This is a genomic window from Citroniella saccharovorans (genome assembly GCF_035481615.1).
GTDB lineage: Bacteria > Bacillota > Clostridia > Tissierellales > Peptoniphilaceae > Citroniella > Citroniella saccharovorans.
The window spans coordinates 687,693-711,440 of the sequence record NZ_JAYKOT010000003.1 but is presented as its reverse complement, the minus strand read 5'-3'; the positions used below and the strand labels follow the sequence as shown (position 1 = coordinate 711,440).

Below are 23,748 nucleotides of genomic sequence, written 5' to 3'. Positions count from 1 at the left end.
TGCCTAAAAAATTATGCTTCTAATTCAACTGGAGTACCTTTTATTACTCCCTTTAATTCTTCACTTGATTTATTTAAACCGATCAAGAATGTCACTTCATATTTTTCTGAAATTCCTAGTAATCTTTCTTCAAATCTAGATAATTCTTCATTAGTAAATTCAAGAATTTCATATATTCCATCTACATAAATCTTTTCAATATCAAAATCTCTTGAAACTATACCACAAAGAAAAGCATAAAACTCATCTGGAGTAGAAATACCAAAATCATTTGCATTTACTAATCTAACTGAATGATCTAAAGAAAAAATATGTGAATCATCAGTATCTACAAATACAATATTTCCATGTCCCTCTTTCTTGTCTAGATTAGCTCCATCAATAAGCCATTTTGTTTTTCCACTACCCTTTGGTCCTAACACAAATTTTATCATTGTTTTTTCCACCTTTCTTATATTTAATAGGTTCTAAATAATTAAACTTATCACCTTGCTTAAGGCCATTTTCATTCATTACTTTCTCAATTGAATCTACAATCTTCCACCAAGATGTATCCCAATTTGAAAATAAACTTACATCCTCAGGACTTCTCCCAATTAATCTTTGTACAACTACACTTGGATCTAAATATTCTAAAAATGTTATCACCCAATCTACATAATCATCTTTAGATATTAATTTTAATTCTCCTTTTTTATAAAGATTACCAAAATCTGTATTTTCTAAAATATAAAGACTATGGATTTTTACTTGTTGAGTTTTTAGAGCTGATAAAATTTTAGCTGCTTCTACAACATCTTCCTTGTTGTCTCCAGGAAGCCCAAAAATCAAGTGTGTGCAAATATCAATATTAAAATTCCTACATTTGTTGACTGTATAGATATATTGAGCTAGGCTATGACCTCTATTAATTCTTTTTAAAGTTTTATAGTTGATGCTTTGTAAACCTAACTCTAAAACGATATCTATATTATTATTATATTTTACATTAGACAAAAATTCAAGTTGTTCATCAGTAATTGCATCGGGTCTTGTAGAAATATATATAGCTACTATGTCCTTTCTAATACATACCTCTATCATATTTTTGAAATAAGTAAAGTCTACAAATGTATTAGTATAATTTTGATAGTATCCAATAAATTTTTTTGCCTTATATTTATTTGATATATATTCTATGTTTTGATAAAGCTGGTCCTTTAAAGGTATATTTTCATCTAAATTCTCAAATGATCCACCCTCATCTCCGCAAAATGCACATGATTTCCCAAAAATTAACCTGTTAGGGCATGTACCTTTTATTTTAAGCGGAATTTTATAAACCTTTTCCCCATATTTATTTTTAAAAAAATGGAAAACTTATGATATGGACTCACCATCATAGATTCTTTTAAGCTCATAAAATACCCCATTTTCATTATTAGTATATAAAGTTTTATTAAATCTATCTAGTAAAAAATCATTATTTGAGTTTTTCATAACAAAAGAGATGTCACTATTTTTTAGCATTGTATAGTCGTTAATATCATCGCCAAATGAAATAATTTCCAATTTATCAAAATTCAGTTTTCTAATTATATTTTTAATTCCAGACCATTTAGTTACATTCAGTCCCATTATCTCTAAAAGAGATTCATCAGTATAAGAAGAATTCATAATATGATAAGTTGATGAATTTTTTAATTGAGATTCAATATTTTTTAAAAATAATTCAATTTGTTCTGTATTAGAGTTAATTGTTATAGAGAGTACATTTTCTGCAGTGAATTTATCCAAATTAGCTATCCTAGATAAATCTCTTACAATGTTTTGAGCTAAAAAATTAATACTTTTCTTGTTTGTAACTAACATATCATAACCAAATTCATAAGGGTTATAATATAAATTAGGATATAAATTATTATCTTTTGCACATTCAATAATCTTAATAACTAAGTTACTATCTAAATAAACTTTATTTATTATACCAATAGGTTTATAAAATGTAATTGCTCCATTAGTCGATACGATAAATTTATTTCTGGTAATTTTTCTTGTAAGATACTCTGCATAATCTAAATGCCTACCAGTTGCTATTGCAATAAAAGAGTCATTTTTAACCAAAAAATTAAGATAATCTAAAGTTTTTTTAGGAATAATTTTATCATCATTTAGTAGTGTACCATCTAAATCTAAGCAAATTAACCTACTCTTCAACTTCATCAATAAATATTTCTGAAAAAGTATCTATTACCTTATTATATTCTTCATCATTTTCTATGTTCTCTAACTTAAAACCTTCTTCAAGATTTTCATCCTCAATATATCTATAAATAAGAACCATTTCTTCATCAGATGAGGTATCAACTAAGGCTATATATTCATTTTCACCACTATCAAAAATTCCTAGTACTGCACAATCAATAACTCTTCCATCATTTAGAGTTAAAATAATAGATTCCATTTCTTCCAAATCATCATCTAATTCATGATCATGAAAATCACAATTGCATCCACATTCACATGAATGATGTCCATTGTTAAGATTATTTAAATCTTTTTCATTAGAGTTCATTAATTTTCCCCCTTAAAATTAATCGTTTAAAAAAATTTGAGTATTATATTTCTTCTTAAGCTCATTAGCTTTATCAATATATACCTCTTGTTGCTTTAAAGCTAAAAACTGTCTTTTAATTTCTTCCTTTGCTTGTTCAAAAGAAATTATAGACTTTTCATTATAATTGATTAGCTTTATTATATGATACCCAAAATTAGTTTTTACTGGGTCAGAAATTTCATTTTTATTTAATTTTTTTAAAGCTTCACTAAATTCAGCTACCATTTGTTCACTTTTGAATATTCCTAGATAGCCACCATTTTCACCTGACGGACAAGTAGAAATATCTTTTGCAACATCCTCAAAACTTTCTTTTTCTAATCTATTTTTAGCATTCTCTGCCTCTTCTTTTGTTTTAACTAGAATATGACTTGCTTCATAGGTATCTCCAGTAACAAAATATTCTTTGTGAGATTCATAATAGTTTAGTAAGTCTTCATCGGTAATTTTAATACCGCTAAATAGTTTTGCAATTGAATATTGCTTTAGAAGATTTTCTTCTTGTTTATTTCTTTGATCAATAAATTCCTTTTCCTTATCTAATTCTTTTTCTCTTGCCTCTTTAAGTAATAATTCTTGTGTAACTAATTCGTTAAGAATTTTTTTAATCCCTTCATCATTATTTAATGCAGCTTGCGTTTTAGGATCTAAAAGATTAATAAAATTTTGGACGTCATCATAAGTTATAACTTTATCGTCTATTTTAGCTAATATTTTTTCTTCTATCATAATCTACTCCTTTGTTTTATATATTCCATCATCTTTTATTGTAATTTTCTTGTCTTTTAATAGAGAACCTATAGCTCTTTTAAAACTAGATTTACTCATTTTAAATACTTTTCTAATTATTTGCGCATCAGTATAATCATTATATGGTAAGAAACCACCTCTTTCTGATAGTTTGTTAAATATGACTTCTTTATCTTCGTTTATTACATTATAAGACCTGTCCCTAAGAGTAAGATTAAGTTTACCATCCTTATTTTTTGAATATACTCTGGCTTTAATTATCTCACCTACTTCTAAAACACCAAATATTTCATCATTCGGTATAAGAGCATCATATTTATTATCAACTGCAACAAAAGCACCAAAATTATTATTAATTGTAATAATAGTGCCACTCACCCAATCATTTACATCATAATCAGAATCCGATTTTAAATATTCTTTAACTCTCATAGTTGCACAAAGTCTTTTAGATGTATCAACATAAAGATAAACTAAATAGAAGGTATTTTTTGCAATTTTTTGATTATATTCTTGTGAAGGCATAAATAAATCTTTTTTTAGCCCCCAATCTAAAAATGCACCATATTTTTTTACATCCACAACCTCTAGCCTCGCTAATTCTCCAACAGTTATCAAGGGCCTTTTTGTAGTTGCATAATATTTTCTTTCATTAAACATATATATAAAAGCTTTAAATTCTCCACTTTTATCGATATGTTCAAAATCTTCTTTATCTAGAATTACATCATATTTTGAATTAAAATCAACTGTTTCTAGAAATATATTTTGATTTGTAACACATTTAATTTTTGCATTTACATATTCACCTAACATAAATTCTCCTAACAAAAAATAAATAAAAGCGATGAAAATCATCGCTTTTATTCAAATTTATCGTAAAATATTTTATCCTCACTAACACCTTTTTCTTTAAGAGCTGCAACTGTTGAATCAATAACTCTCGGACTACCACATAAATAGCATGCATATTTTTCACCATTAATAAGGTGTTTTCTTATTGAATCATCAACGTGACCAGTATCACCTTTCCAATTCATTTCATCTGTAACTCTAGATAAAACAGGCATAAATTTAAAGTTCAAGCTATCTTCAAACATCTTAAGTTCATCTAGAAGGAATAAATCTTTTGTAGTTTTAGATCCAAAAATAAATACAGCTTCACGTTTAATATCATTATCTTTCATATGATATAAAATTGATCTAATTGGAGCAAATCCAGTTCCTGTTGCAACAAAAACCATCTTTTCTCCATCATCGTCCTTATAATAAAAGTCACCATATGGACCATTTAAATTAACGGTATCCCCAACCTTTAAAAACTTATGAACATAAGTTGTAGCAATACCACCAGTAAAACCAATTAAAAGCTCTATATGCCTTTTGTCTTTAGCTGATGAAGCTATAGAGTATGCTCTGTATACCTCTTCGTCGTTACCTTCATATTCAGGTGCTTTAAGCTGCATATATTGACCTGGCTTAAATTTAATTTCTTCTCCTTCTGGAAGTTCAAATGTAATTTTTTTAATTCTATCAGTTACATCTTCAATATTAACAACTTTTGTATCATATTCTTTTACATTAAATAGTTCTTCAGGAATTTCAATTTCAATATTTTCTTTAACTTTTAATTGGCAAGAAAGTCTAGTATGAGATTCCATTTCTTCATTTGATAGCCAAGGTTTTTCAGTTGCTAATACTGGACCTCCGCCCTTAAGAACTTTAACCTTACAATATCCACAAGATCCTTTACCTCCACAAGCTGAAGGAATAAATACTTTTTGATCTCTTAATGTAGATAATAAGCTATTTCCTCCAGGAACTGTAACTGGATCTTTATCATTTATTTTTAAAGTAACCTCGCCATAATCAGCAATATACTTATCTGCTAATGTAAGTAATAGAGCTAATACAAATGAAATTAAAGAGATAACTAAAACTGTAATTATAATACTTTTCATGATTACCTCCTAAGAAATTTGTACAATTCCAGAAAAGCCAATAAATGCCATTGCCATAATTCCAGTTATAATAAGTGTTATGGCTGGACCTTTTAAACCTTTTGGCAGTGCATCTTCATTGATCCTGGCTCTTATACCAGCCATTGATACAATCGCAAGTGCCCAACCTAATCCAGAACCTAATCCAAAAAATACAGTTTGCATAAAACTATAGCCTCTAATAACCATAAAAAGCGAAACTCCGAGAATAGCACAATTAACAGTTATTAATGGTAAAAATATACCTAATGCATAGTATAAATTTGGAATATATTTTTCAAGAATCATCTCTAGTAGTTGAACAAAAGCTGCTATTGTTAGTATAAATACTATAAATCTTAGATAATCTAAACCTAATGGTAATAATATATTATGGTATATGATATAGTTAAGAATCGTAGTAAATGTTAACACAAATGTAACTGCAACTCCTAGTCCAATAGCAGTAGGTACTTCCTTAGAAACTGCAATAAAAGAACACATTCCTAAAAAATTAGAAAATATCATATTGCTGGTAAATATTGAAGCAAAGAATATAACTAATGGATGTATATTCATATCTATTTAGCTCCTTTCTCTTCTGGATCTTGTTTCCTTCTAGCAATCCACATAAATATTGCTAGTATAAAAAAAGCTCCTGGAGGCATAATCATCATAGTCCAACTAGTAAAACCTTGAGGCATGATTCTAATACCAAAAATAGATCCAAATCCTAAAATCTCTCTTATAAATGCAATAGATAGTAAAACTACTGTATAACCTAATCCTGCAGCAATCCCATCAATTAGTGAAGGAATTGGTGGATTTGAAATAGCAAATGCTTCTGCCCTACCCATAATAATACAGTTTGTAATAATTAAACCTACGTATGGGCCTAAAGCTTTACTCATATCAGGCATAAAAGCTTTTAAAAAAAGGTCAACTATAATAACAAAAACAGAAATAATTAACACTTGAACCATCATTCTAATATGAGCTGGCGTTTTTTCTCTAATTAAAGAAATTGTAAAAGAGGAAAGTCCTGTTACAAAAGTTAACGCAAGTCCCATTATAAGAGAGTTCATCATTAAATTTGTTACTGCAAGAGCTGAACAAATACCGATTACTTGAATAATAATAGGATTATCATCTCTTAAACCAGTTAAAAGAATTTTCTTGTTTTTAGAACTAGACATTATTTATTTCCTCCTCCCTTATATTCACTTAATGCTTTATTAATCATTTGAGTAACGAAATTTGAAGTTTGAGTGGCTCCAGCAATGGCATCAATATTTCCATCAGGACTAGGATTATTCATTATAAAATTATTATCTCTTCCTGAAATATCAATATTTCTATATTGTTCTTTATATGGATTCTCTGAAATTCTTCCACCTAAACCTGGCGTTTCATTTTGAGATATAAATTCCACTCCCTTTACATTATTTAAAGATTCATCAACACCAATATATCCTGTTATTAATCCCCAAAGTCCAGGTCCTTCAAAAGGTATAGCTTTTAAAGATCCTTCATCTGACTTAAAAGTGTATATTGGCATGTCTTCCTTATAGTCTTCTTCTGTAATCTTTTCTTCAAAAAGCTTATTAACTTCATCATTTGTCATATTTTCGTCATAAGAATTAAAAACATACAGTATTTTTTTTCTAAGTTCTAATTCTTGATTTGCTTTTACAATATCTAGTGTAGATTGATTTAATATAGCAAGTATTAAAGTAGTAAATAAAGTAAGAGCTGTCATAAATAATACAGGATATATAAGTGATTTTTTCTTTTTTGTATTCATTATGCTTTCACCTCTTTTTTCCTAGACTTAAAATACTTAACTGTATAGTCAATAATTGGTGCAAATGTATTTCCTATTAATATAGCAAACATCATACCACCAGCGAAAAGAGCGAAACTTCTAATAATTACAGTAACAATTCCAACTATAATTCCATATAGCCACTTTCCAGTAGGAGTTTTTGCTGCAGAAATTGGATCAGTAGCCATAAAGCATGTTCCTAATAAGAATCCACCAACAAGCATACCGTATAGAGGATTCATAACTTCTTCGAATCCTAGTGCAATAAGTATATAACTCAAAGCTGTAAATCCTATTGCTGATCCAACCATAATTTCCCATGAAGCAACTTTTTTATAGACTAAATATATAGCTAGAATAATTATTAAAATTTTTGAGGTCTCCCCAATAACTCCAGAAATATCACCAATTAATAAGTCTTGCAGTTTCGGTAGTACTCCACTAGCCTTATAATCTATCATAGGTGTTGCAGCTGTATTTTGATCTAAAATCGGATAAATCCACTTTGTAAATCCTCCAGGAAAATCTCCTAGCTTAGCTGTTTCATTCCAGAAAATTGTAAGTTGTTGAGGAAAATTAATATAAATAAATGCTCTACCAACTAATGCAGGGTTAAATATATTCCTGCCAAATCCTCCAAATACCATCTTTCCAAAGAAAATTCCAACAATTATTCCAACAATACTAATCCAGAATGGCAGACTTACTGGGAGAGTAAAAGTGTAAAGAATTGCAGTAACTATTGCTGCTTCCGAAATCTTTGTTTTTTTATTTATCTTTTTTTCAAAAATAAACTCAACTATACAAGCCGCCAACACATTTACAAAAGTTAATGCTAATACTCTTAAACCTTGAAAATAAATAGAAAATATAAGTATAATAACAAGTGTTTTTAATAGAGTCCTCATCATCTTTTGCTTCATAAAATACTTATTATAAAGTTCCAATTTATCTCCTCCTTTTTATATACTAAAAATACTAAACAATTTTCTCATAAGTAAATCCTTCACCAACAACTTCATTTACTGAGTTTGTGATAATAAAAGCATTTGGATCAATCATTCCAATATACTGTTTAGCTTTAACATATTCAGCCTTTGCAAGAACTGTTGTTACAACTTTTTTCTTACTGTATCCAAATCCTCCCTCAGCATCATAAATTGTAGTTCCTCGACCTACTTCTTTATTTAAGAAAACATTAATATCATCATATTTATCAGAAATAATTAGCATTTTTATTCTAGTATTAAATCCGGAAATTACTTTGTCAATTATAATGCTGTTAATCATAATTCCAAGCATAGAATACATTCCGATTTCTAAACCTACAATAAAAGTAGCAACTATTGTAATTGTTAGATCGGCAATTAAAACAGCGTTAGAAAGTGATATATGATAATATTTATTTAGTATTTTTGCAACAATATCAGTGCCTCCAGTAGAAGCGTTTTGATTAAAAACAATTCCTATTCCAAGTCCAACGCAAATACCACCAAAAATCAAACATAATAAAGTGTTATCTACTAAAGGTTTATTAGCTGGATAAAATATCTCAAAAAGTTTAATAATTCCACTTAATACAATAGAAGAATAAATGGTCCAACCGCCAAATTCTTTACCAATAAATATAAAGCCGCAAAGCAGCAAAAATATATTAATGCATCCAAGTGCTAAAGATACCGATAGACCTGGAAAAAACGATTTTATAATAACTGTTAACCCTGTAGTACCACCAGGAGCTAAATTTAAAGGAATCCATAAATAATAAATACCTGCTGATACAAAAATCATTGCAAATGTAATAATAAATAATTTTTTTAAAAATTTACCCATAATGACCTCCGTCTACTTTATTATAACATATTGACTTCATTTTATTCAAAAGACCTAATCAAAATCCCACAACCACTATGCAAATAAATTACTGCTTCTTTATCAATGATTTTATTACTTATGGCTAGAGAAGATGAAAATTCAATTTTCTTACTGTTTAATGGAAATTTAAAACCTATTAAACTTACAACAATCCCATCATTTGATATTGGTACTAGAGAATAGTAATAATTATCTTTTGGAAAAATCATTTTCTTTTCTATTAATTGAATAATATTATTATCATTAATTAATTTAATTTTGAAAAACTTACTATACCTATCTAGAAGTAAGATATTAATTAGCGAATGATCTAATCTACTGCCATTGAACCCGAAAATGTATAGCGTAGTATCTGTTGGACAATTGTTTTGTATATAAAAAAGTACAAGTTCAGTATCTGTCATATCCTTATCTACCGGATATTTAAATATCTTTATTTTATGACTTTTAATAAAATTAAGAGAATCATTTGAGATTGAGTCTAAATCACCAATAACTAAATCTGGAATAAGGCCTAGCTTTAAGCAATTATCTACACCACTATCAGCTGCAATTACTAATTTATAATTTAATGACTGCTCTAATTTTGGTATGCTCGCATCTCCTCCTGAAACTAGAATAATATTTTTAGAATTAATATCTTTTGAAAATATCATAATATTCATTAACTCTATCTATAAGATCTTCAGCCTTAAAAACATCCGATCCAGATACAATGAGTTCAGCTCCACTTTCAATTGCCTTGGTCACATTTGTAGACTTAATTCCACCATCTACTTCAATTATATAATTGTAATTCTTTTCTTCTTTAATTTTCCTTAAATTTTCAATTTTATTAAGTTGAGAATCTATAAATTTTTGTCCACCAAAACCAGGGTTTACACTCATTACAAGTACGAGATCAAGATCTTCTAAAAGATATACTAAGTCCTGTTCTAAGCTAGAAGGATTCAAAGAAATTCCTGCTTTTTTACCATAAGACTTTATTTTTTGAACTAAACTATGTGGATGTTTTGTAGCTTCAAGGTGAAAAGTAATAATATCACTTCCGCAATTTACAAAATCTTCAACATACTTTTCAGGGTTTTCTATCATCAAGTGTGTATCAAAAATTAAATCAGTGTATGGTCTTAAGCTTTTTATAAGGCCAGGGCCAAAACTAATATTTGGAACAAAATTGCCATCCATTACATCTAGATGTATATATTTCACATCTGTTTTTTTTAATTTACTTAAATCTTCTTTTAAATTATAAAAATTTGCAGAAAGAAGAGATGGTGCTAATTCTAACATTAAAACCTCCTATTATTTTTGATCTCATTTAAAAACATTTTATAATTATCATATCTTGTTTGATAAATTGTATTTTTTATATTTTCTTTAATTTTGCAATCAGGTTCATTTAAATGTAAACAATCATTGTACTTACATTGTCCACTATATTTTTTGAACTCTCTAAAAAGTGAATCAAGTTTAAAATCATAATCAATATCTAAGTTTATGGAGCTAAAACCTGGTGTATCTAGTATAAATCCCTTATTATCTGTTACAAATAATTCTGTATGTCTGGTAGTGTTCTTTCCTCTTTTGGTTTTATTAGAAATCTCACCTATTTCTAAATCTTTTCCCAAAATTTTTGAAATAAGACTTGTTTTTCCAACTCCACTAGGTCCAGAAAATGAAACAATTCTATTTTTTACTTCTCTTTTAATAATTTTTACTCCTTCATCATCAAAAATAGAACTTAAAAAAACTCTATATCCTATATCTTCATACATCTTTTTTAGATTCTCTATTTCTTTAATATCTGAATTATCTGTTTTTGTAAAAATTATTGATGTCTCAACTTTTAAATATTCATTAATAATAAGGTTTTTATCCAATAAATATAAATTTAAATTAGGATGTTTGATAGAAAAAACTAGAAATGCTAAATCAATATTCACAACTTTTGGTCTTTTCAGAATATTTTTTCTTGGTAAGATTTTAGTTATATATCCTCCTTTATCTTCTTTTGACACAGTTACTAAAACCTTATCTCCAACTAATGGACTTTGATCTGATTTTCTAAAAAGTCCCCTAGCCTTAGAAGTTATAAGTTCATCTTCAGTTTGAACATAATAAAGTTCTCTTTGCGTTTTTACAACAGTTCCAATTAATTCATTAGTTTTCATGTACTAGCTCGTCATCAAAAAAGATTTTAAATTTACTAGAAGAATAGTCTACAAAATCAATAGTAAAAGAACCGTCCTTACTATTATGTGCCTTGTTATATACTTCCTTTTCATTTCCATTATAAATTCTAATAATTTTAACCTTAAAATTCTCTCTATCTGTCGGTGGTTCTATCTGCATACTGAAAATTTTAACTTGTTCTGTATTATTTTCATCTTCAGCAAGGTTTATTGCTCCACTAGGAATACCAGTAATATTATTCTTACTCTTACCTTTACTAATTAAAATATCAATAGCAGTTCCTTCTTTTAATTCTGTACCTTGATCATAAGATTGCCACATAACAGTTCCTTCGGGATATTCGTCTGAGTATCTTTTCTCTAAATCACCATTTTTTAGTTTCATATCTTCTATTGTTTTTAGTGCAGCTTGTTCTGATGATCCTAGCAAATTTGGCATTTTAACAGTCTTAACTTCTTTGCCCTTGCTAAGAGTAACTTCAATCTGAGAATTTGTAGAAACTTCTTCATTAGCTTCTGGATGTTGGCTAATTATTTTGCCTTCTTCTATACTATCGTTAAACTCATATCTTTCAGTTTCAATACTTAAACCTAACGGTTCCAGTATTGCTTTTGCACTCTGTAAAGTCTGCCCCTTAATAGAAGGCATTTTAACAGTTTCAACACCATCAGAAATTTGAATTTCAACGAGAGAACCCTTTGTTGCCATTTCTCCACCGTTTGGACTTTGACTGATTACATATCCTTTATCTACCTTATCAGAATATACTCTTTTTATGCTGTATTTTAAATTACTATTTAATATGAGTGCAAGGGCCTCAGCTTCAGACTTATTTACTACACTAGGTATCTCTACTTCATTTTTTTTGAAAGTATTAGATAAACCTCTAGCTACAAAAAATAGAATTGAAATAATTATTAAAGAAGCTAAAATTTTAAGAAAGACATTTTTTTTGTTTTTTTGATTTTTTTTATCAGCCCGTTCTTGTTGATGATCAGTTTTATATATAGCTACTTTTTTTTCTTGATCTTTCTTTTTAGAATTAGGATTATAAACAGCCCTATTAGAAATATCAGAAAAAATATCTCTAGAGTTTAAAGCACGTATAAGTTCTCTACAACTAGAAAATCTATTCTCTGGATTTTTTTCCAAAGCTTTTAATACAATTGAATTAAGTCTTGGGCTAATAGATGGGTTTAAAATTCTTGGTGCTTCTACCTTTTCATGAATATGTGCAAGAGCTATTCCAACTGAATTTTCTGCATCAAAAGGAACTCTGCCTGTTAACATCTCATACATAACAATTCCTAGTGAGTAAATATCTGATTTATAGTCAATAAAACTTCCCTTTGCTTGTTCTGGAGAGATATAGTGAACAGTTCCAAGAATAGATGAAGTATAAGTTATGGTAGCTGAGGATGATATTCTGGCAATTCCAAAATCTGTAACCTTAACCATACCTTCATCATTTATCATTATATTTTGCGGTTTTATATCTCTATGAATAATTCCATTTCTATGTGCTAAATCAAGTGCACTAGCAATTTGTTTTGAATAGCTTACAGCTTCAGTAGTAGAAAGTTTGCCCTTTTCTCTAATTAAATCTTTAAGAGTTCTTCCATTAATGTATTCCATTACTATATAATGAATGATTCTATCATCAATTCTATCTGTTCCTACATCGTACACATTAACAATGTTTGGATGAGATAATCTAGCAGCAGATTGAGCTTCAATTTCAAATTTTTTAGAAAATTCTTGATCCTCAATAAATTGTTCTTTTAAAACTTTAATTGCAACAAGTCTTTTTAAAATTTTGTCCTCAGCTTTATAAACATAAGCCATTCCACCTGTTCCAACTTTTTCTATTATATTGTATCTATTACCTAAAGTTCTACCAATCATAATATCACCTCAAACCTACAATAATAATAGTAGAATTATCTCTTCCGCCATTTTCATTTGCTTTATCGACAATTAAATTAGTTTTTTCTTCAAGTTTATAATCACTTTTTAAAATTTCAAATATATCATCATCAGATACCATACTAGTAATCCCATCAGTACAAATTAAAATGCCATTCATATACTTGGTATCCAGTGTAAATATATCTACTTTAACTTTTTCTTCTCCACCTAAAGCTCTAGTAATAATATTCTTATGACCTATTTCTTTAGCTTCTTCTACTGATACATTGCCATGATCAATAAGGTCATTAAAAAGGGAGTGATCTTTAGTTATTTGTTTTAACTCCTTATTATTAAAATAATAAACTCTACTATCCCCAACGTGACCGATAATAAGTTTTTCTGTAGTTAATACGCAGGCTTCAACAGTGGTACCCATGTTGAAATATTCTTCTGACTCCTTGGATTTTTTATTAATTTCTTGATTAGCAAATTTAATTGCTTTAGTTAATAATACTCCAAAATCTTTATTATCCTCATATTTGTTTTCAAAGTATAATTTAATACTATCTACAGCAATTTTAGAAGCTACTTCACCTGCTTTATGACCGCCCATTCCATCAGCTATAATTAAAAGAGTATAATCATCTTTTTCAACAATTAAATAAGAATCTTCATTTGTTTTTCTAACCTTACCTATATCACTTCTATAAAATATGTTCATCCTAGGGCCTCTTTTTCAAATAATTATTTCTTAGCTGTCCACAGGAAGCATCAATGTCTTCTCCTTGCTTTCTTCTAATCGTAGTGTTCAGATTTAAATTATCTAATTTTTCTTTAAATCTTTCTGCATCTTCAAATGTTGTATCGGGATAGCTAAAGTCATCTATCTTATTTATTGGAATTAAGTTAATATGCACATCTAGTCCATCAGCCATATTTTTAACAGCTCTTGCATGGTCAAATGTATCATTTACACCTTTTATAACAATATACTCAAAGCTTAACCTTCTTGATAATTTCTCTTGATAGTTAATAAGAGCTTTTTTAAGTTCAGGTAGTTTATTCATTTTGGAAATAGGCATTATTTTTTCTTTCTTTTTTTGAATGCCATTATGAAGTGAAATCGCTAAATTAGCTTTAATATTCTCCTCAGTAAATTTATTTATTCCTTCTATTATTCCACAGGTAGAAACAGTAATGTTCCTAATTCCAGTATTATGACCAAGATCATTATTTAAAATTCTAATAAATTTACAAACATTTAGAAAATTATCAAGAGGTTCCCCTATCCCCATAAGAACTATATTATCTATTTTTTTATTTAGATCTTTTTCACACATGTATATTTGATCAAGCATTTCAGAAACTCTTAAATTCCTTGTAAATCCATTTTTTGTAGAAGCACAAAATTCACATCCCATTTTACAGCCTACTTGAGAAGAAATACAAATTGTATTGTTAGCAAAAGACTCTAAATAAACAGATTCTATAATGTTTTTATCTTCTAATTCATATATATATTTTTTTGTATTGTCTAAATTAGAATCCAATCTTTTAATAATCTTTAAATCTGAAATATAAGAAATTTCATCTAACTTGCTTCTTAAATCCTTAGAAAAAGTAGTTAAATTTTCTATCCTATCTCCTTTTTCATCATGAATAAATTTAAATAATTGCTTTGCTCTAAATGCTTTTTCTCCATTAGAAATTAATAAATTTTCAAGCTCTTTAATATCCATTGATTTTAAATCAAATTTATGCATATAATCACCTAACTTTTTTTAAATCTTGCAATAAAAAATCCATTGCTTTTATGAGTATAATTATCTATTTGTATATAGTCCTCATTGTCTATAGCATATACATCTAAAATAGATTTTAGATAATTATAATTATCTAAATTTTCTAAATTTCCATAAGTACATGTACTATATACTAAAACTCCACCAACTTTTAAATATTTTATAGCACAATCAATTATTTTCTTTTGAATATTAGAAATATCATAAATATAATTCATTGTTCTTTTAAATCGGATCTCAGGTTTTTTTGAAATAAGTCCCAAATTTGAACATGGAACATCAATTAAAACTCTATCAAACTTTTCCCTAAATTCTTTTATTTCAACAGTAGCGTCAAAATTTCTTATCTCATATCTATTCTTGCCAAAATATTTCAAATTTTCTTCTATGAGTCTATTTTTATTCTTATCTATATCATTTGATACTATATGTCCACCATTAAAACTATCTAAAATTTGCCTAGCTTTAGTACCTGGAGCAGAGCAAAGGTCAAGCACTAAATTATTATCCTTTGCATCTAGACATCTTCCAGCTATATATGAGCCCAAAGATTGAATTGATACTTTATTATTTTTAAAATAATCTGATAAAAAGAATTCTTGAGGGTCTTTAACTAAGTAAAAATTATCATATTTAGTCTTTTTAAATAAAACTTCTTCAGATAAATCAATATCCTTATTAGCTCTAACAGTAAGTGGATTTATATCATAAAAAGACATCAATATTTTATCATAATTTGAATAATTAAGTTTAAAATAATCTATAATCTCCTGATTTATATTGTATCTAACTTGTTCATTTGTGCTATTTATTACATTATCTAGTAATTTGTTTTTATTTCTAAGAAAATTTCTTAATATGGCATTTACATATCCCTTTGAAAACTTTCTCTTATTAATTACAGTTAAATTTACATATTCATTTATAACAGCATAGTCTTTACTTTCAAGATACATTAATTCATATATAGCGCACCTCAGAATGGATAGAATTATTTTATCTATCTTGTTAAACTTAATGTTAGAAAGTTCACTAATAATAAAATCTAATTCAAAAATTCTCTCAAGACTTCCTAAAACTATTTTTTGATATAAAGTAAAATCCCTGTTGTCAGTAAACAGATCTTTATTTTTTCTAACTATGATATCAGAAAATGAATCATTATAGATGATATTATAAATAGAATCTACAGCAATTTTTCTAGAAGAAATATTATCTTTCATCTCTATTTCTTAATCCTAATAATCTTAAAAGGTTTAACATCGATACTGCTACTGCCGCTACATAAGTTAAAGCCGCAGCTATTAAAACACTTCTGCAAGAATTAACTTCTCCTTGGTCAATTAATCCATACTCCTCAAGCTTTACTATTGCTCTATGACTTGCATCGAATTCGACAGGTAGGGTTACTATCTGAAAAACTAATGTTGCTACAAAAAGTAAAATTCCAATATCCACAAACTTAGGAATAGACATAATCATACCAATAAGTATTAAATACCAAGAAGAAGATGAGGATATTTGAACAACTGGTACTAAGGCTGATCTTATTTTTAATGGTATATAACCCTTTTCATGTTGAATAGCATGTCCACATTCATGAGCCGCTACTGCCACTGCAGCAATTGATCTTAAGCCATATACTGACTCTGAAAGTCCAAGAGTTTTATTTGTAGGATTATAGTGATCAGTTAAGCTTCCTCTAACTTGAAAAATATTAATTTCTCCTAAATTATTTCTATCTAATATTCTTCTAGCAACTTCAAGTCCACTTAAGTTGTTTTTGTTTCCAACTTCTGAATATTTTTTAAAAACGGCTTTAATATAAAGCTGACTAGCTAGTGAAATAATAAATCCAATAAGCATAAGTAGCATCGAGCTACTATTTTGATAATATAATGGCATATCTAACCTCCAATAATTATTTTTTCAATAGAATTTCCCTTTAAAAATTCAGAAACTTCCATTGATTTCTTTCCAGGATATCCTATTTTGGTAATAACAAGAGTTTTATCCTTACAATTGATAAAAATCCCATCATTACATACTTTAACTATCTCTCCATTTAATCCAGCTTGCCTATTGATAAAATAAAAATCTATAATCTTTATATTCATACCCTTGTAATTGAAATAAATTTGGGGCCATACACTATATGCCTTAAACTTACCTTCAATTATGTCACTTTTTTGAGAAAAATCAATCTGTCCATCGCTCTTTTTTATTAATTTCGTATAACTTGCCTCTGAACTTTTTTGTGGCTTTCTCTTTTTAAAATAATAATCATAATTTTTTATAACATGGGCTAGATCTTTCCCTCCAATAATGGAAAGTTTTTCACTTAATTCTTCATATTTAAAAGATGGATCTACTTCAAAGCTTGTGGTTTTCAAAATATCTCCTGTGTCCATTTTTTCATCAATTAACATTATACTTGAACCAGCAATTTCGTCTAAATTAAGTAGCGTTTCATTTATTGGTGAAGCTCCCCTATATTTAGGAAGTATTGATGAATGTAGATTAATAATTTTATTCTTAAATGTTTCAAGTAATCTTTTGCTAATAATTTGACCAAAAGATACAACAACTATAAATTCTGCACCCACCTCTTTTAATAATTCTAATTCATCATCCCTATTTATATCATAAGTAGTATATACCTTAAGTCCAAGTTCTAAGGCTTTTAATTTAATAGGAGATGGTATAACTTTATTTCTTGATCTTTTCTTATCAGGTTGAGTAATTACTAAAGAAATATTTATATCTTTATCATTATTCAATAGCTCTAAAGGACTAATACCAAATTCAGAATTTGATACATAAACAATATTAATCAGTTGTATCATCCTCCTCTACAGTTATTTGGTCAAATAAAATGCCGTTCAAATGATCAATTTCGTGACATAGACACCTTGCCATTAAGCCTTCTGCTTCAAGTACTTTTTCCTCAAAATTCTCATCTCTATAAGAAACTTTAAGCTTAGTAGGTCTATAAACCTTCCCCCTAAAGTTTGGTATAGAAAGGCATCCCTCAAGCCCAAGTTCTTTGCCACTTTCTTCAATAATATTTGGATTAATTAAAGCCATTCTAGTCTTTTTGTCTTCCTGTTCAATATTTATTACAATAATCCTTCTTAAAGTTCCAACTTGTACAGCTGCAAGCCCTATTCCGTCATTTGCATCCATAGTTTCAAACATATCTAATATAAGCTGTTTAATTCTAGGAGTAACTGTTAAAACCTCTTTAGATACTTTTCCTAGAATTTCGTCGCCTTCTATTCTTATTTCTCTTAAAGCCATAATTCCTCCTAATAAAATGAAAGTGGATTTATCATATAATAGAGTCTAAATTCTCCTTTTGTAAAACTTTCATTTTCAATAATTTTTTCACTAATTACTTTTTTAACATCATCTAAATATTCATTTGTCTTTATTATAATATTAAACCTATACCAATTGTTAATTCTCTCTACTACAGAAGGGTTTGGTCCATTGATTTCAGCTTTGTTTCCCAATTCTCTTCCAAGAAGTTTAGTTATCTCTAGGGCCTTATCAAATGTTTTTATCCTTTTTTCATTCATAACCCTTAAAAGTATTATATTATAAAAAGGTGGAAAATTTAATTTTTCTCTAATTTTTATTTCATAATTAAAAAAAGATTCATAGTCTTGGTTTTTTGCCGACTGTAAAACAATATTTTCAGGTTGATAGGTTTGTAAAATAACTTTTCCCTCGCCAAATCTTCCACTTCTGCCAGCAACTTGCGTTAATAACTGAAAAGTTCTTTCATTTGCTCTATAGTCGGGGATATTTAAACTAATATCAGACGATACAATTCCAACCAAATTAACTTTTTCAAAGTCAAATCCTTTTGATAACATTTGAGTACCAATTAATATATTTATTTTATGATTTTTCATATCCTCATAGATTTTCGTATAAGAATTTTTTCGAATCATAGTGTCTCTATCCATGCGTGCAACATTTGCATATGGAAATTCTTCTTTTACTATCTCTTCTAATCTTTCAGTTCCTGCACCAAATTCCTTAATGAATTTTGAACCACATGATGGGCAAATAATTGGTTTTTCCTTTGTTCTTCCACAGAAATGACAGATACTTATATCTTTGTTTTTGTGATAAGTCATTGATGAATCGCAGGCTTCACATTTTAAAATATATCCGCATTTTCTGCAAAAAATAAAACTTGTATGTCCTCTTTTATTTATAAAAAGAATAACCTGTTTTTTGGATCTTAAAGAATTTTCAATCTCTTCTTTAAGACGTTTTGATATCATAGAATAATTTTTCTCCATGAGTTCAATTCTCATATCAACCATTTCAACACTAGGCAAACTAAAACCAGTTGCCCTATTTTTTAAAGTGAATAACCTATAATCTCCTTTTAAAGCCTTGTAATAGGAGCTAATCCTAGGTGTAGCTGATCCTAAAATAAGCTTAGCATTATTATAATTCATCCTGAACTTTGCGATATCTAAAGCATCATATTTTGGATTTTTATCACTTATAAAAGAAAGTTCATGCTCCTCATCAATTATAATTAATCCTAAATCTTTAAATGGTGAAAAAATAGCAGATCTTGTACCAATTACTATATCAACTTTATTTTCTTTTATAAGCCTCCACTGGTCAAATTTTTCTGAAAAGCTAAGCTTGCTATGATAGACTGCAACCTTATCAAATCTTTCTTGAAATCTTTTAATAGTTTGTGGAGTTAATGAAATCTCAGGTACTAGTATAATAACTTTTTTGCCACTATCAATAACACTCTCAGAAAGAGAAAGATATATTTCTGTTTTCCCAGATCCCGTAACACCATGTATTAAAAAAGGCTTTTCAAAACTCGATCTTTGGATTTCATCTATTACATTTTTTTGATAGTCTTTTAATGTTTTTCTACTTATAGAAGGATTTTTATCAACTAATCTTCTAAGTTCTTCTTTAACAATTACTTTAATATTAGATCTTTCTATTAGAGCTTTAATAGATGATGATGAAGATGGAAAAACTTCTAAAATTTTTTTCCTTTCTACTATTTTATTTGATTCAATATAGTCAATAATTTTTTTCTGTGTAAAAGCACGATTTTGTATTCCATCCTTATTTAAAAATTCATAATAAGTAACTAAATTTCTTGAAACATTAGTTTTTAAATCGTATTTCACTGTAATTATTCCATCTTCGATAAGTTTTAAAAAATCTTCTTCACTTATTCCACTTTTTATAATTTCATCTTTACTTTTTGCTTCTTTAAAAAAGCCTTCCTTTTTAGAATCAGTATAAACATAATATTCATTAATTCTAACTATATCAACAGGTGGAAGGACCGTTCTAATAGCAGAAGAAAAATCACTTAAATACTCTTCTTTCATAAATTTAGCAATCTCTAACATCTCTTTTGAGATTATTGGGCTATCATCAATAACTTCTAAAAAAGTTTTAACTTTGAAATCCGAGTTTATGCTATTATATGATTCTACAACTAGTCCAATTCTTTTTTTATTACCTAGTCCAAATGGTACAATAACTCTTCGTCCCAATAATTCTAGCTTCTCATATTTTTCTAATACTTTATATGTGTAGATTTTATCAGTTAACCTAGTCTTTGATTTTAAAACAACTCCAACATACATATTAAATCCTATCTAATATTTTATGTGCTAAATTATACTTAGTATCCTTTTCTAAGTTTTCAATGTAATCATTTTTTATAATTGTAATAATATTTGTTTCTGTATTAAACCCAGCACCTTCTTTAGAAACATCATTTGCTACAATCATATCTAATTTTTTATTAATAAGCTTCTTTTTTGCATTAGTTAAAAGGTCATTGGTTTCAGCAGCAAATCCAATAACTTTTTGATTAGTTTTTTTACTTGCAAAATACTTTATTAAATCTTCATTTTCTTCAAATTTAAAATTATAACCATTAATCTTTTTAATTTTAGTTTCTGAGAAATTTTTTACCTTAAAATCTGATGGAGCACTTGCCATAATTAAATAGTCAGTACTATCAAAATTTTCCTCTATTGCAAATTTAAGCTCAGAAAATGTACTAGTTTTAATTGTCTTGACATATTCAATGTCTTTAAGTTTAACATTTGATGAAATAAGAGTAACCTCTGCTCCTCTATCCCTTGCGGCTTTGGCAATAGCATATCCCATCTTGCCAGAAGAAAAGTTAGAAATATATCTTACTGGATCCAGTTTTTCAATAGTTGGTCCAGCTGTAACTAAAATTTTCTTTCCTAAAAGATCTTTATTATAAGAGTGCATATCTAAAAAATCTATAATTTCATTTGGTTCAGCCATTCTTCCTTCGCCGTACTCATTGCAAGCTAGAAACCCACTATTAGTTTGTATTAAATTTACACCCCTATCCACTAACTTTCTTAAATTTTCCTGAGTTGCAGGATTTATTAACATTTGAGTATTCATAGTTGGAGCAATGAATAAATCCTCATACCTATTAAATGCTAATAAAGTTGTCGTTAGTAGATTATCTGCTAAACCATATGATAATTTACTAATTGTATTTGCACTTGCAGGTGCAATTAAAAAATAATCAGCCCATCTTGCTAATTCAATATGGGTTACTTTTGATGAATCAATTAATTCAAAAGTATCAGTATAAGCTTTTTCTCTAGAAAGAGTCTCAAAAATAGTTTTACTCACAAGCTTTTGAGCAGATTCTGTCATAATAACCCTAACTTCTGCATCTAATTTTTTAAGTTTACTAATTAAGTCTAAAACTTTATAAATTGCAATTCCGCCAGTTACGCCTATAAGAATTTTTTTATTTTTTAGCATCTAAACTATTTTCGTCCATTTCAAAATCAATTTTTCCAGCCATTAGTTCGTCAAGCGCAATAGTAACAGGCTTTTTCCCTTTAGAATCAATAAGTGGCTTAGAGCCTTCTTGAATTTTTCTAGCCCTTTTAGAAATTATCATAGCTATTGCATATCTTGAATTATTTACCTTTTTTATTTCATCAAAAGATGGATTTATCATTTATATTTCCTCCTCTAAAATATTTTCAATTACTTTTTTATCAGTTTTTAATTTTTCTACATATATTATTGTTTTAAGATCACAAATAGCCTTATTTAGATCATCATTTATAATTATATAGTCATAATTAATTGCTTTTTTAATTTCTGCTCTAGCACCATTTATTCTTTTTTTCAGTTCACTTTCATTTTCAGTTGCTCTATTCATTAATCTTGACTTTAATTCATCTAGTGAAGGTGGCAAAATGAAAACTAATATAGCTTCACTATAGTTTGCTTTTACATTTAATGCACCTTGTGTATCAATATCAAGGATAATATTTTCTCCCTTATCAAGTTTTTCAAAAACATAATCTTTTAAAGTCCCATAATAGTTGTCAAAAACTTTAGCGTACTCTAAAAAACTATTTTCGCTTATTAAATTCTCAAATTCTTCCTTTTTTCTGAAAAAATAATGTATTCCTTCAATTTCTCCAGCTCTTGGAAGTCTTGTAGTAACAGATACAGAAAAATTTATATTTTCATCACCCTTTATAACTTCACTACAAATACTCCCCTTTCCAACTCCACTTGGACCACTTACAACAAAAAGTTTACCCTTTCTCATTTGTTTTTTTAGCCTCCATTAGCCTTTGAGTTAATGTCTCAGCTTGAAGAGCTGAAAGCATAATTTGTCTATTTTGTAAAATAATTACACTTCTCGTTTTTCTACCTGAAGTTGCATTAATTAAGTCAACTGAATCTCTTAAATTTTGAATCATTCTTTTAATTGGAGCAGAATCAGGGCTAATTATAGCTACTATCTTATCAATAGAAACATAATTATTATAACCAACATTTATCATTAAATTTAAACCTCTATTCTAAATTTTGAGTTTGTTCTTTAATCTTATCAATCAAAGATTTTATATCTACAACTAATTTTTTTATTTCTACTTCTCTAGTTTTTGAAGAAATTGTATTTATCTCTCTATTGAGTTCTTGACAATAAAAATCAATTTTTTTACCAACTATTTTACATTCAGTTAGTCTGTTCATCTGCTCAATATGTGAGTAAAGCCTTGCAATCTCTTCTGTGATATCTTCCTTATCAAGAGCAATTTGAAGTTCTTGAAAAAATCTTGTTTCTACATAATCATCAATAATTCCAAAATATTCTTTGTATTTATTTTCTAACTTTTGTTTTTTTATTGGAATAGATTTCTTGTCAATTTCATCAATAAGCAACACATTACAATTTATTTCCTTTAAATAGGAATCTATTTCTCTTATAAGATTTTTTCCTTCTTGATCTCTATGACTATTAAAATCTACAATTAGTTTATCTAGCGAATTAAAAATACATTCTCTAAAAAAAACTTCATCTACTGGTATTTTTTCTTCTAGAAAAATATCTTCATTTGATAAAATATCAGATAAAACAATTTTAGAATTTAATCCTAATAATTTATTTAGTTCAGTTATATTTTCGTAATAATTTTTACTTGCTTCAAAAGATATTTTTTTAGTTGTTTTTCTTTTGAAATAATTATTATCATCAATATATAAATCAACTGTTCCTCTTGAAATATTAGATTTTATAAAATTTCTAATGTCATTTTCTAAATAATTTAAATAATATGGCATTCTAATTTTTAAATCAAAATACTTAGAATTTACAGATTTAATGGACATAGCAAGTTCAAGATCATCATATATTTGATCATAACTTGCAAAAGCAGTCATTGATCTAGTCATTTCAATCTCCTCCTACATATAGATTACTTTTCAAGCTTTAAAATG

At 27.8% G+C, this 23,748-nt stretch carries 27 protein-coding genes and 1 pseudogene; all 28 read right to left on the bottom strand.

All coding sequences use genetic code 11. The features are described 5' to 3' along the window. Positions 1 to 11: 11 nt before the first annotated feature. Positions 12 to 434, bottom strand: a complete 423-nt coding sequence (locus VLK81_RS05790; protein WP_324619712.1) for a hypothetical protein — start codon at positions 432 to 434, stop codon at positions 12 to 14. Further along, positions 403 to 1,338 (bottom strand): annotated as a pseudogene (locus VLK81_RS05785) (TIGR01212 family radical SAM protein); the annotation flags it as partial. The gene VLK81_RS05790 and the pseudogene VLK81_RS05785, both read right to left, overlap by 32 nt. A gap of 21 nt (positions 1,339 to 1,359) precedes the next feature. Beyond that, positions 1,360 to 2,196 carry an HAD family hydrolase gene (locus VLK81_RS05780; protein WP_324619711.1) on the bottom strand — a complete coding sequence of 279 codons (837 nt, stop codon included), beginning with the start codon at positions 2,194 to 2,196 and terminating at the stop codon, positions 1,360 to 1,362. Continuing rightward, positions 2,186 to 2,554: a DUF1292 domain-containing protein gene (locus VLK81_RS05775; protein WP_324619710.1), complete on the bottom strand. Its 369-nt coding sequence runs from the start codon at positions 2,552 to 2,554 to the stop codon at positions 2,186 to 2,188. Before VLK81_RS05775 ends, VLK81_RS05780 begins: the two co-directional genes overlap by 11 nt. Positions 2,555 to 2,572: 18 nt before the next feature. Next, the gene (locus tag VLK81_RS05770; RefSeq protein WP_324619709.1) at positions 2,573 to 3,325 is read right to left on the bottom strand and encodes a peptidylprolyl isomerase; all 753 of its coding nucleotides are present in this window, start codon (positions 3,323 to 3,325) and stop codon (positions 2,573 to 2,575) included. A 3-nt stretch (positions 3,326 to 3,328) separates the two neighbouring features. After that, positions 3,329 to 4,162, bottom strand: a complete 834-nt coding sequence (locus VLK81_RS05765) for a CvfB family protein (protein ID WP_324619708.1) — start codon at positions 4,160 to 4,162, stop codon at positions 3,329 to 3,331. 47 nt (positions 4,163 to 4,209) lie between these two features. Next, entirely contained in the window at positions 4,210 to 5,307 is a 1,098-nt protein-coding gene (locus VLK81_RS05760) for an NADH:ubiquinone reductase (Na(+)-transporting) subunit F (RefSeq protein ID WP_324619707.1), read from the bottom strand. Positions 5,308 to 5,316: 9 nt separating this feature from the next. Next, positions 5,317 to 5,904 (bottom strand): NADH:ubiquinone reductase (Na(+)-transporting) subunit E, encoded by a 588-nt coding sequence (locus VLK81_RS05755; protein ID WP_324619706.1) that lies wholly within the window; start codon positions 5,902 to 5,904, stop codon positions 5,317 to 5,319. 2 nt (positions 5,905 to 5,906) lie between these two features. Beyond that, positions 5,907 to 6,521, bottom strand: coding sequence for an NADH:ubiquinone reductase (Na(+)-transporting) subunit D (locus VLK81_RS05750; RefSeq protein WP_324619705.1), 615 nt, complete (start codon positions 6,519 to 6,521; stop codon positions 5,907 to 5,909). After that, a complete protein-coding gene (locus VLK81_RS05745; protein ID WP_324619704.1) occupies positions 6,521 to 7,129 on the bottom strand; it encodes an FMN-binding protein in 609 nt (202 codons plus the stop codon). Before VLK81_RS05745 ends, VLK81_RS05750 begins: the two co-directional genes overlap by 1 nt. Next, on the bottom strand, positions 7,129 to 8,097 hold the full coding sequence (locus VLK81_RS05740; protein WP_324619703.1) for an RnfABCDGE type electron transport complex subunit D: 969 nt from the start codon (positions 8,095 to 8,097) through the stop codon (positions 7,129 to 7,131). Before VLK81_RS05740 ends, VLK81_RS05745 begins: the two co-directional genes overlap by 1 nt. Before the next feature lie 31 nt (positions 8,098 to 8,128). Continuing rightward, on the bottom strand, positions 8,129 to 8,983 hold the full coding sequence (locus tag VLK81_RS05735) for a YitT family protein (RefSeq protein ID WP_324619702.1): 855 nt from the start codon (positions 8,981 to 8,983) through the stop codon (positions 8,129 to 8,131). Positions 8,984 to 9,024: 41 nt separating this feature from the next. Continuing rightward, positions 9,025 to 9,690, bottom strand: coding sequence for a thiamine diphosphokinase (locus VLK81_RS05730; protein ID WP_324619701.1), 666 nt, complete (start codon positions 9,688 to 9,690; stop codon positions 9,025 to 9,027). After that, positions 9,659 to 10,318, bottom strand: a complete 660-nt coding sequence (gene rpe, locus VLK81_RS05725; protein ID WP_324619700.1) for a ribulose-phosphate 3-epimerase — start codon at positions 10,316 to 10,318, stop codon at positions 9,659 to 9,661. The genes VLK81_RS05730 and rpe overlap by 32 nt, the downstream gene beginning before the upstream one ends. After that, positions 10,318 to 11,199: a ribosome small subunit-dependent GTPase A gene (gene rsgA, locus VLK81_RS05720; RefSeq protein ID WP_324619699.1), complete on the bottom strand. Its 882-nt coding sequence runs from the start codon at positions 11,197 to 11,199 to the stop codon at positions 10,318 to 10,320. The genes rpe and rsgA overlap by 1 nt, the downstream gene beginning before the upstream one ends. Then, positions 11,189 to 13,126 (bottom strand): Stk1 family PASTA domain-containing Ser/Thr kinase, encoded by a 1,938-nt coding sequence (gene pknB, locus VLK81_RS05715; protein WP_324619698.1) that lies wholly within the window; start codon positions 13,124 to 13,126, stop codon positions 11,189 to 11,191. Before pknB ends, rsgA begins: the two co-directional genes overlap by 11 nt. Before the next feature lie 4 nt (positions 13,127 to 13,130). Further along, positions 13,131 to 13,853, bottom strand: a complete 723-nt coding sequence (locus tag VLK81_RS05710; RefSeq protein WP_324619697.1) for a Stp1/IreP family PP2C-type Ser/Thr phosphatase — start codon at positions 13,851 to 13,853, stop codon at positions 13,131 to 13,133. 1 nt (position 13,854) lies between these two features. Then, positions 13,855 to 14,895 (bottom strand): 23S rRNA (adenine(2503)-C(2))-methyltransferase RlmN, encoded by a 1,041-nt coding sequence (gene rlmN / locus VLK81_RS05705; protein WP_324619696.1) that lies wholly within the window; start codon positions 14,893 to 14,895, stop codon positions 13,855 to 13,857. Between the two features lie 8 nt (positions 14,896 to 14,903). Beyond that, complete coding sequence (locus VLK81_RS05700; protein ID WP_324619695.1) at positions 14,904 to 16,157, bottom strand: transcription antitermination factor NusB; 1,254 nt, start codon at positions 16,155 to 16,157, stop codon at positions 14,904 to 14,906. Continuing rightward, positions 16,147 to 16,839: a zinc metallopeptidase gene (locus VLK81_RS05695; protein WP_324619694.1), complete on the bottom strand. Its 693-nt coding sequence runs from the start codon at positions 16,837 to 16,839 to the stop codon at positions 16,147 to 16,149. The genes VLK81_RS05700 and VLK81_RS05695 overlap by 11 nt, the downstream gene beginning before the upstream one ends. A 2-nt stretch (positions 16,840 to 16,841) precedes the next feature. Next, a complete protein-coding gene (gene fmt / locus VLK81_RS05690) occupies positions 16,842 to 17,780 on the bottom strand; it encodes a methionyl-tRNA formyltransferase (RefSeq protein ID WP_324619693.1) in 939 nt (312 codons plus the stop codon). Continuing rightward, positions 17,764 to 18,234, bottom strand: a complete 471-nt coding sequence (def, locus tag VLK81_RS05685; RefSeq protein WP_324619692.1) for a peptide deformylase — start codon at positions 18,232 to 18,234, stop codon at positions 17,764 to 17,766. Before def ends, fmt begins: the two co-directional genes overlap by 17 nt. Before the next feature lie 8 nt (positions 18,235 to 18,242). Further along, entirely contained in the window at positions 18,243 to 20,588 is a 2,346-nt protein-coding gene (gene priA / locus VLK81_RS05680) for a replication restart helicase PriA (RefSeq protein WP_324619691.1), read from the bottom strand. Position 20,589: 1 nt separating this feature from the next. After that, the gene (gene coaBC, locus VLK81_RS05675) at positions 20,590 to 21,765 is read right to left on the bottom strand and encodes a bifunctional phosphopantothenoylcysteine decarboxylase/phosphopantothenate--cysteine ligase CoaBC (protein WP_324619690.1); all 1,176 of its coding nucleotides are present in this window, start codon (positions 21,763 to 21,765) and stop codon (positions 20,590 to 20,592) included. Then, entirely contained in the window at positions 21,752 to 21,967 is a 216-nt protein-coding gene (gene rpoZ, locus VLK81_RS05670) for a DNA-directed RNA polymerase subunit omega (protein ID WP_324619689.1), read from the bottom strand. Before rpoZ ends, coaBC begins: the two co-directional genes overlap by 14 nt. Beyond that, the gene (gene gmk / locus VLK81_RS05665; RefSeq protein ID WP_324619688.1) at positions 21,968 to 22,573 is read right to left on the bottom strand and encodes a guanylate kinase; all 606 of its coding nucleotides are present in this window, start codon (positions 22,571 to 22,573) and stop codon (positions 21,968 to 21,970) included. It abuts the gene before it with no gap. Next, a complete protein-coding gene (locus VLK81_RS05660; RefSeq protein ID WP_324619687.1) occupies positions 22,560 to 22,811 on the bottom strand; it encodes a DUF370 domain-containing protein in 252 nt (83 codons plus the stop codon). Before VLK81_RS05660 ends, gmk begins: the two co-directional genes overlap by 14 nt. A 13-nt stretch (positions 22,812 to 22,824) precedes the next feature. Continuing rightward, positions 22,825 to 23,703, bottom strand: coding sequence for a YicC/YloC family endoribonuclease (locus VLK81_RS05655; protein WP_324619686.1), 879 nt, complete (start codon positions 23,701 to 23,703; stop codon positions 22,825 to 22,827). Positions 23,704 to 23,748: the final 45 nt, after the last annotated feature.

Coding starts and splice junctions, on each gene's coding strand:
- VLK81_RS05790 (WP_324619712.1), bottom strand. CDS start 434: ATGATAAAATTTGTGTTAGGACCAAAGGGTAGTGGAAAAACAAAATGG.
- VLK81_RS05775 (WP_324619710.1), bottom strand. CDS start 2,554: ATGAACTCTAATGAAAAAGATTTAAATAATCTTAACAATGGACATCAT.
- VLK81_RS05770 (WP_324619709.1), bottom strand. CDS start 3,325: ATGATAGAAGAAAAAATATTAGCTAAAATAGACGATAAAGTTATAACT.
- VLK81_RS05765 (WP_324619708.1), bottom strand. CDS start 4,162: ATGTTAGGTGAATATGTAAATGCAAAAATTAAATGTGTTACAAATCAA.
- VLK81_RS05760 (WP_324619707.1), bottom strand. CDS start 5,307: ATGAAAAGTATTATAATTACAGTTTTAGTTATCTCTTTAATTTCATTT.
- VLK81_RS05755 (WP_324619706.1), bottom strand. CDS start 5,904: ATGAATATACATCCATTAGTTATATTCTTTGCTTCAATATTTACCAGC.
- VLK81_RS05750 (WP_324619705.1), bottom strand. CDS start 6,521: ATGTCTAGTTCTAAAAACAAGAAAATTCTTTTAACTGGTTTAAGAGAT.
- VLK81_RS05745 (WP_324619704.1), bottom strand. CDS start 7,129: ATGAATACAAAAAAGAAAAAATCACTTATATATCCTGTATTATTTATG.
- VLK81_RS05735 (WP_324619702.1), bottom strand. CDS start 8,983: ATGGGTAAATTTTTAAAAAAATTATTTATTATTACATTTGCAATGATT.
- VLK81_RS05730 (WP_324619701.1), bottom strand. CDS start 9,690: ATGAATATTATGATATTTTCAAAAGATATTAATTCTAAAAATATTATT.
- rpe (WP_324619700.1), bottom strand. CDS start 10,318: ATGTTAGAATTAGCACCATCTCTTCTTTCTGCAAATTTTTATAATTTA.
- rsgA (WP_324619699.1), bottom strand. CDS start 11,199: ATGAAAACTAATGAATTAATTGGAACTGTTGTAAAAACGCAAAGAGAA.
- pknB (WP_324619698.1), bottom strand. CDS start 13,126: ATGATTGGTAGAACTTTAGGTAATAGATACAATATAATAGAAAAAGTT.
- VLK81_RS05710 (WP_324619697.1), bottom strand. CDS start 13,853: ATGAACATATTTTATAGAAGTGATATAGGTAAGGTTAGAAAAACAAAT.
- rlmN (WP_324619696.1), bottom strand. CDS start 14,895: ATGCATAAATTTGATTTAAAATCAATGGATATTAAAGAGCTTGAAAAT.
- VLK81_RS05700 (WP_324619695.1), bottom strand. CDS start 16,157: ATGAAAGATAATATTTCTTCTAGAAAAATTGCTGTAGATTCTATTTAT.
- VLK81_RS05695 (WP_324619694.1), bottom strand. CDS start 16,839: ATGCCATTATATTATCAAAATAGTAGCTCGATGCTACTTATGCTTATT.
- fmt (WP_324619693.1), bottom strand. CDS start 17,780: ATGATACAACTGATTAATATTGTTTATGTATCAAATTCTGAATTTGGT.
- def (WP_324619692.1), bottom strand. CDS start 18,234: ATGGCTTTAAGAGAAATAAGAATAGAAGGCGACGAAATTCTAGGAAAA.
- priA (WP_324619691.1), bottom strand. CDS start 20,588: ATGTATGTTGGAGTTGTTTTAAAATCAAAGACTAGGTTAACTGATAAA.
- coaBC (WP_324619690.1), bottom strand. CDS start 21,765: ATGCTAAAAAATAAAAAAATTCTTATAGGCGTAACTGGCGGAATTGCA.
- rpoZ (WP_324619689.1), bottom strand. CDS start 21,967: ATGATAAATCCATCTTTTGATGAAATAAAAAAGGTAAATAATTCAAGA.
- gmk (WP_324619688.1), bottom strand. CDS start 22,573: ATGAGAAAGGGTAAACTTTTTGTTGTAAGTGGTCCAAGTGGAGTTGGA.
- VLK81_RS05660 (WP_324619687.1), bottom strand. CDS start 22,811: ATGATAAATGTTGGTTATAATAATTATGTTTCTATTGATAAGATAGTA.
- VLK81_RS05655 (WP_324619686.1), bottom strand. CDS start 23,703: ATGACTAGATCAATGACTGCTTTTGCAAGTTATGATCAAATATATGAT.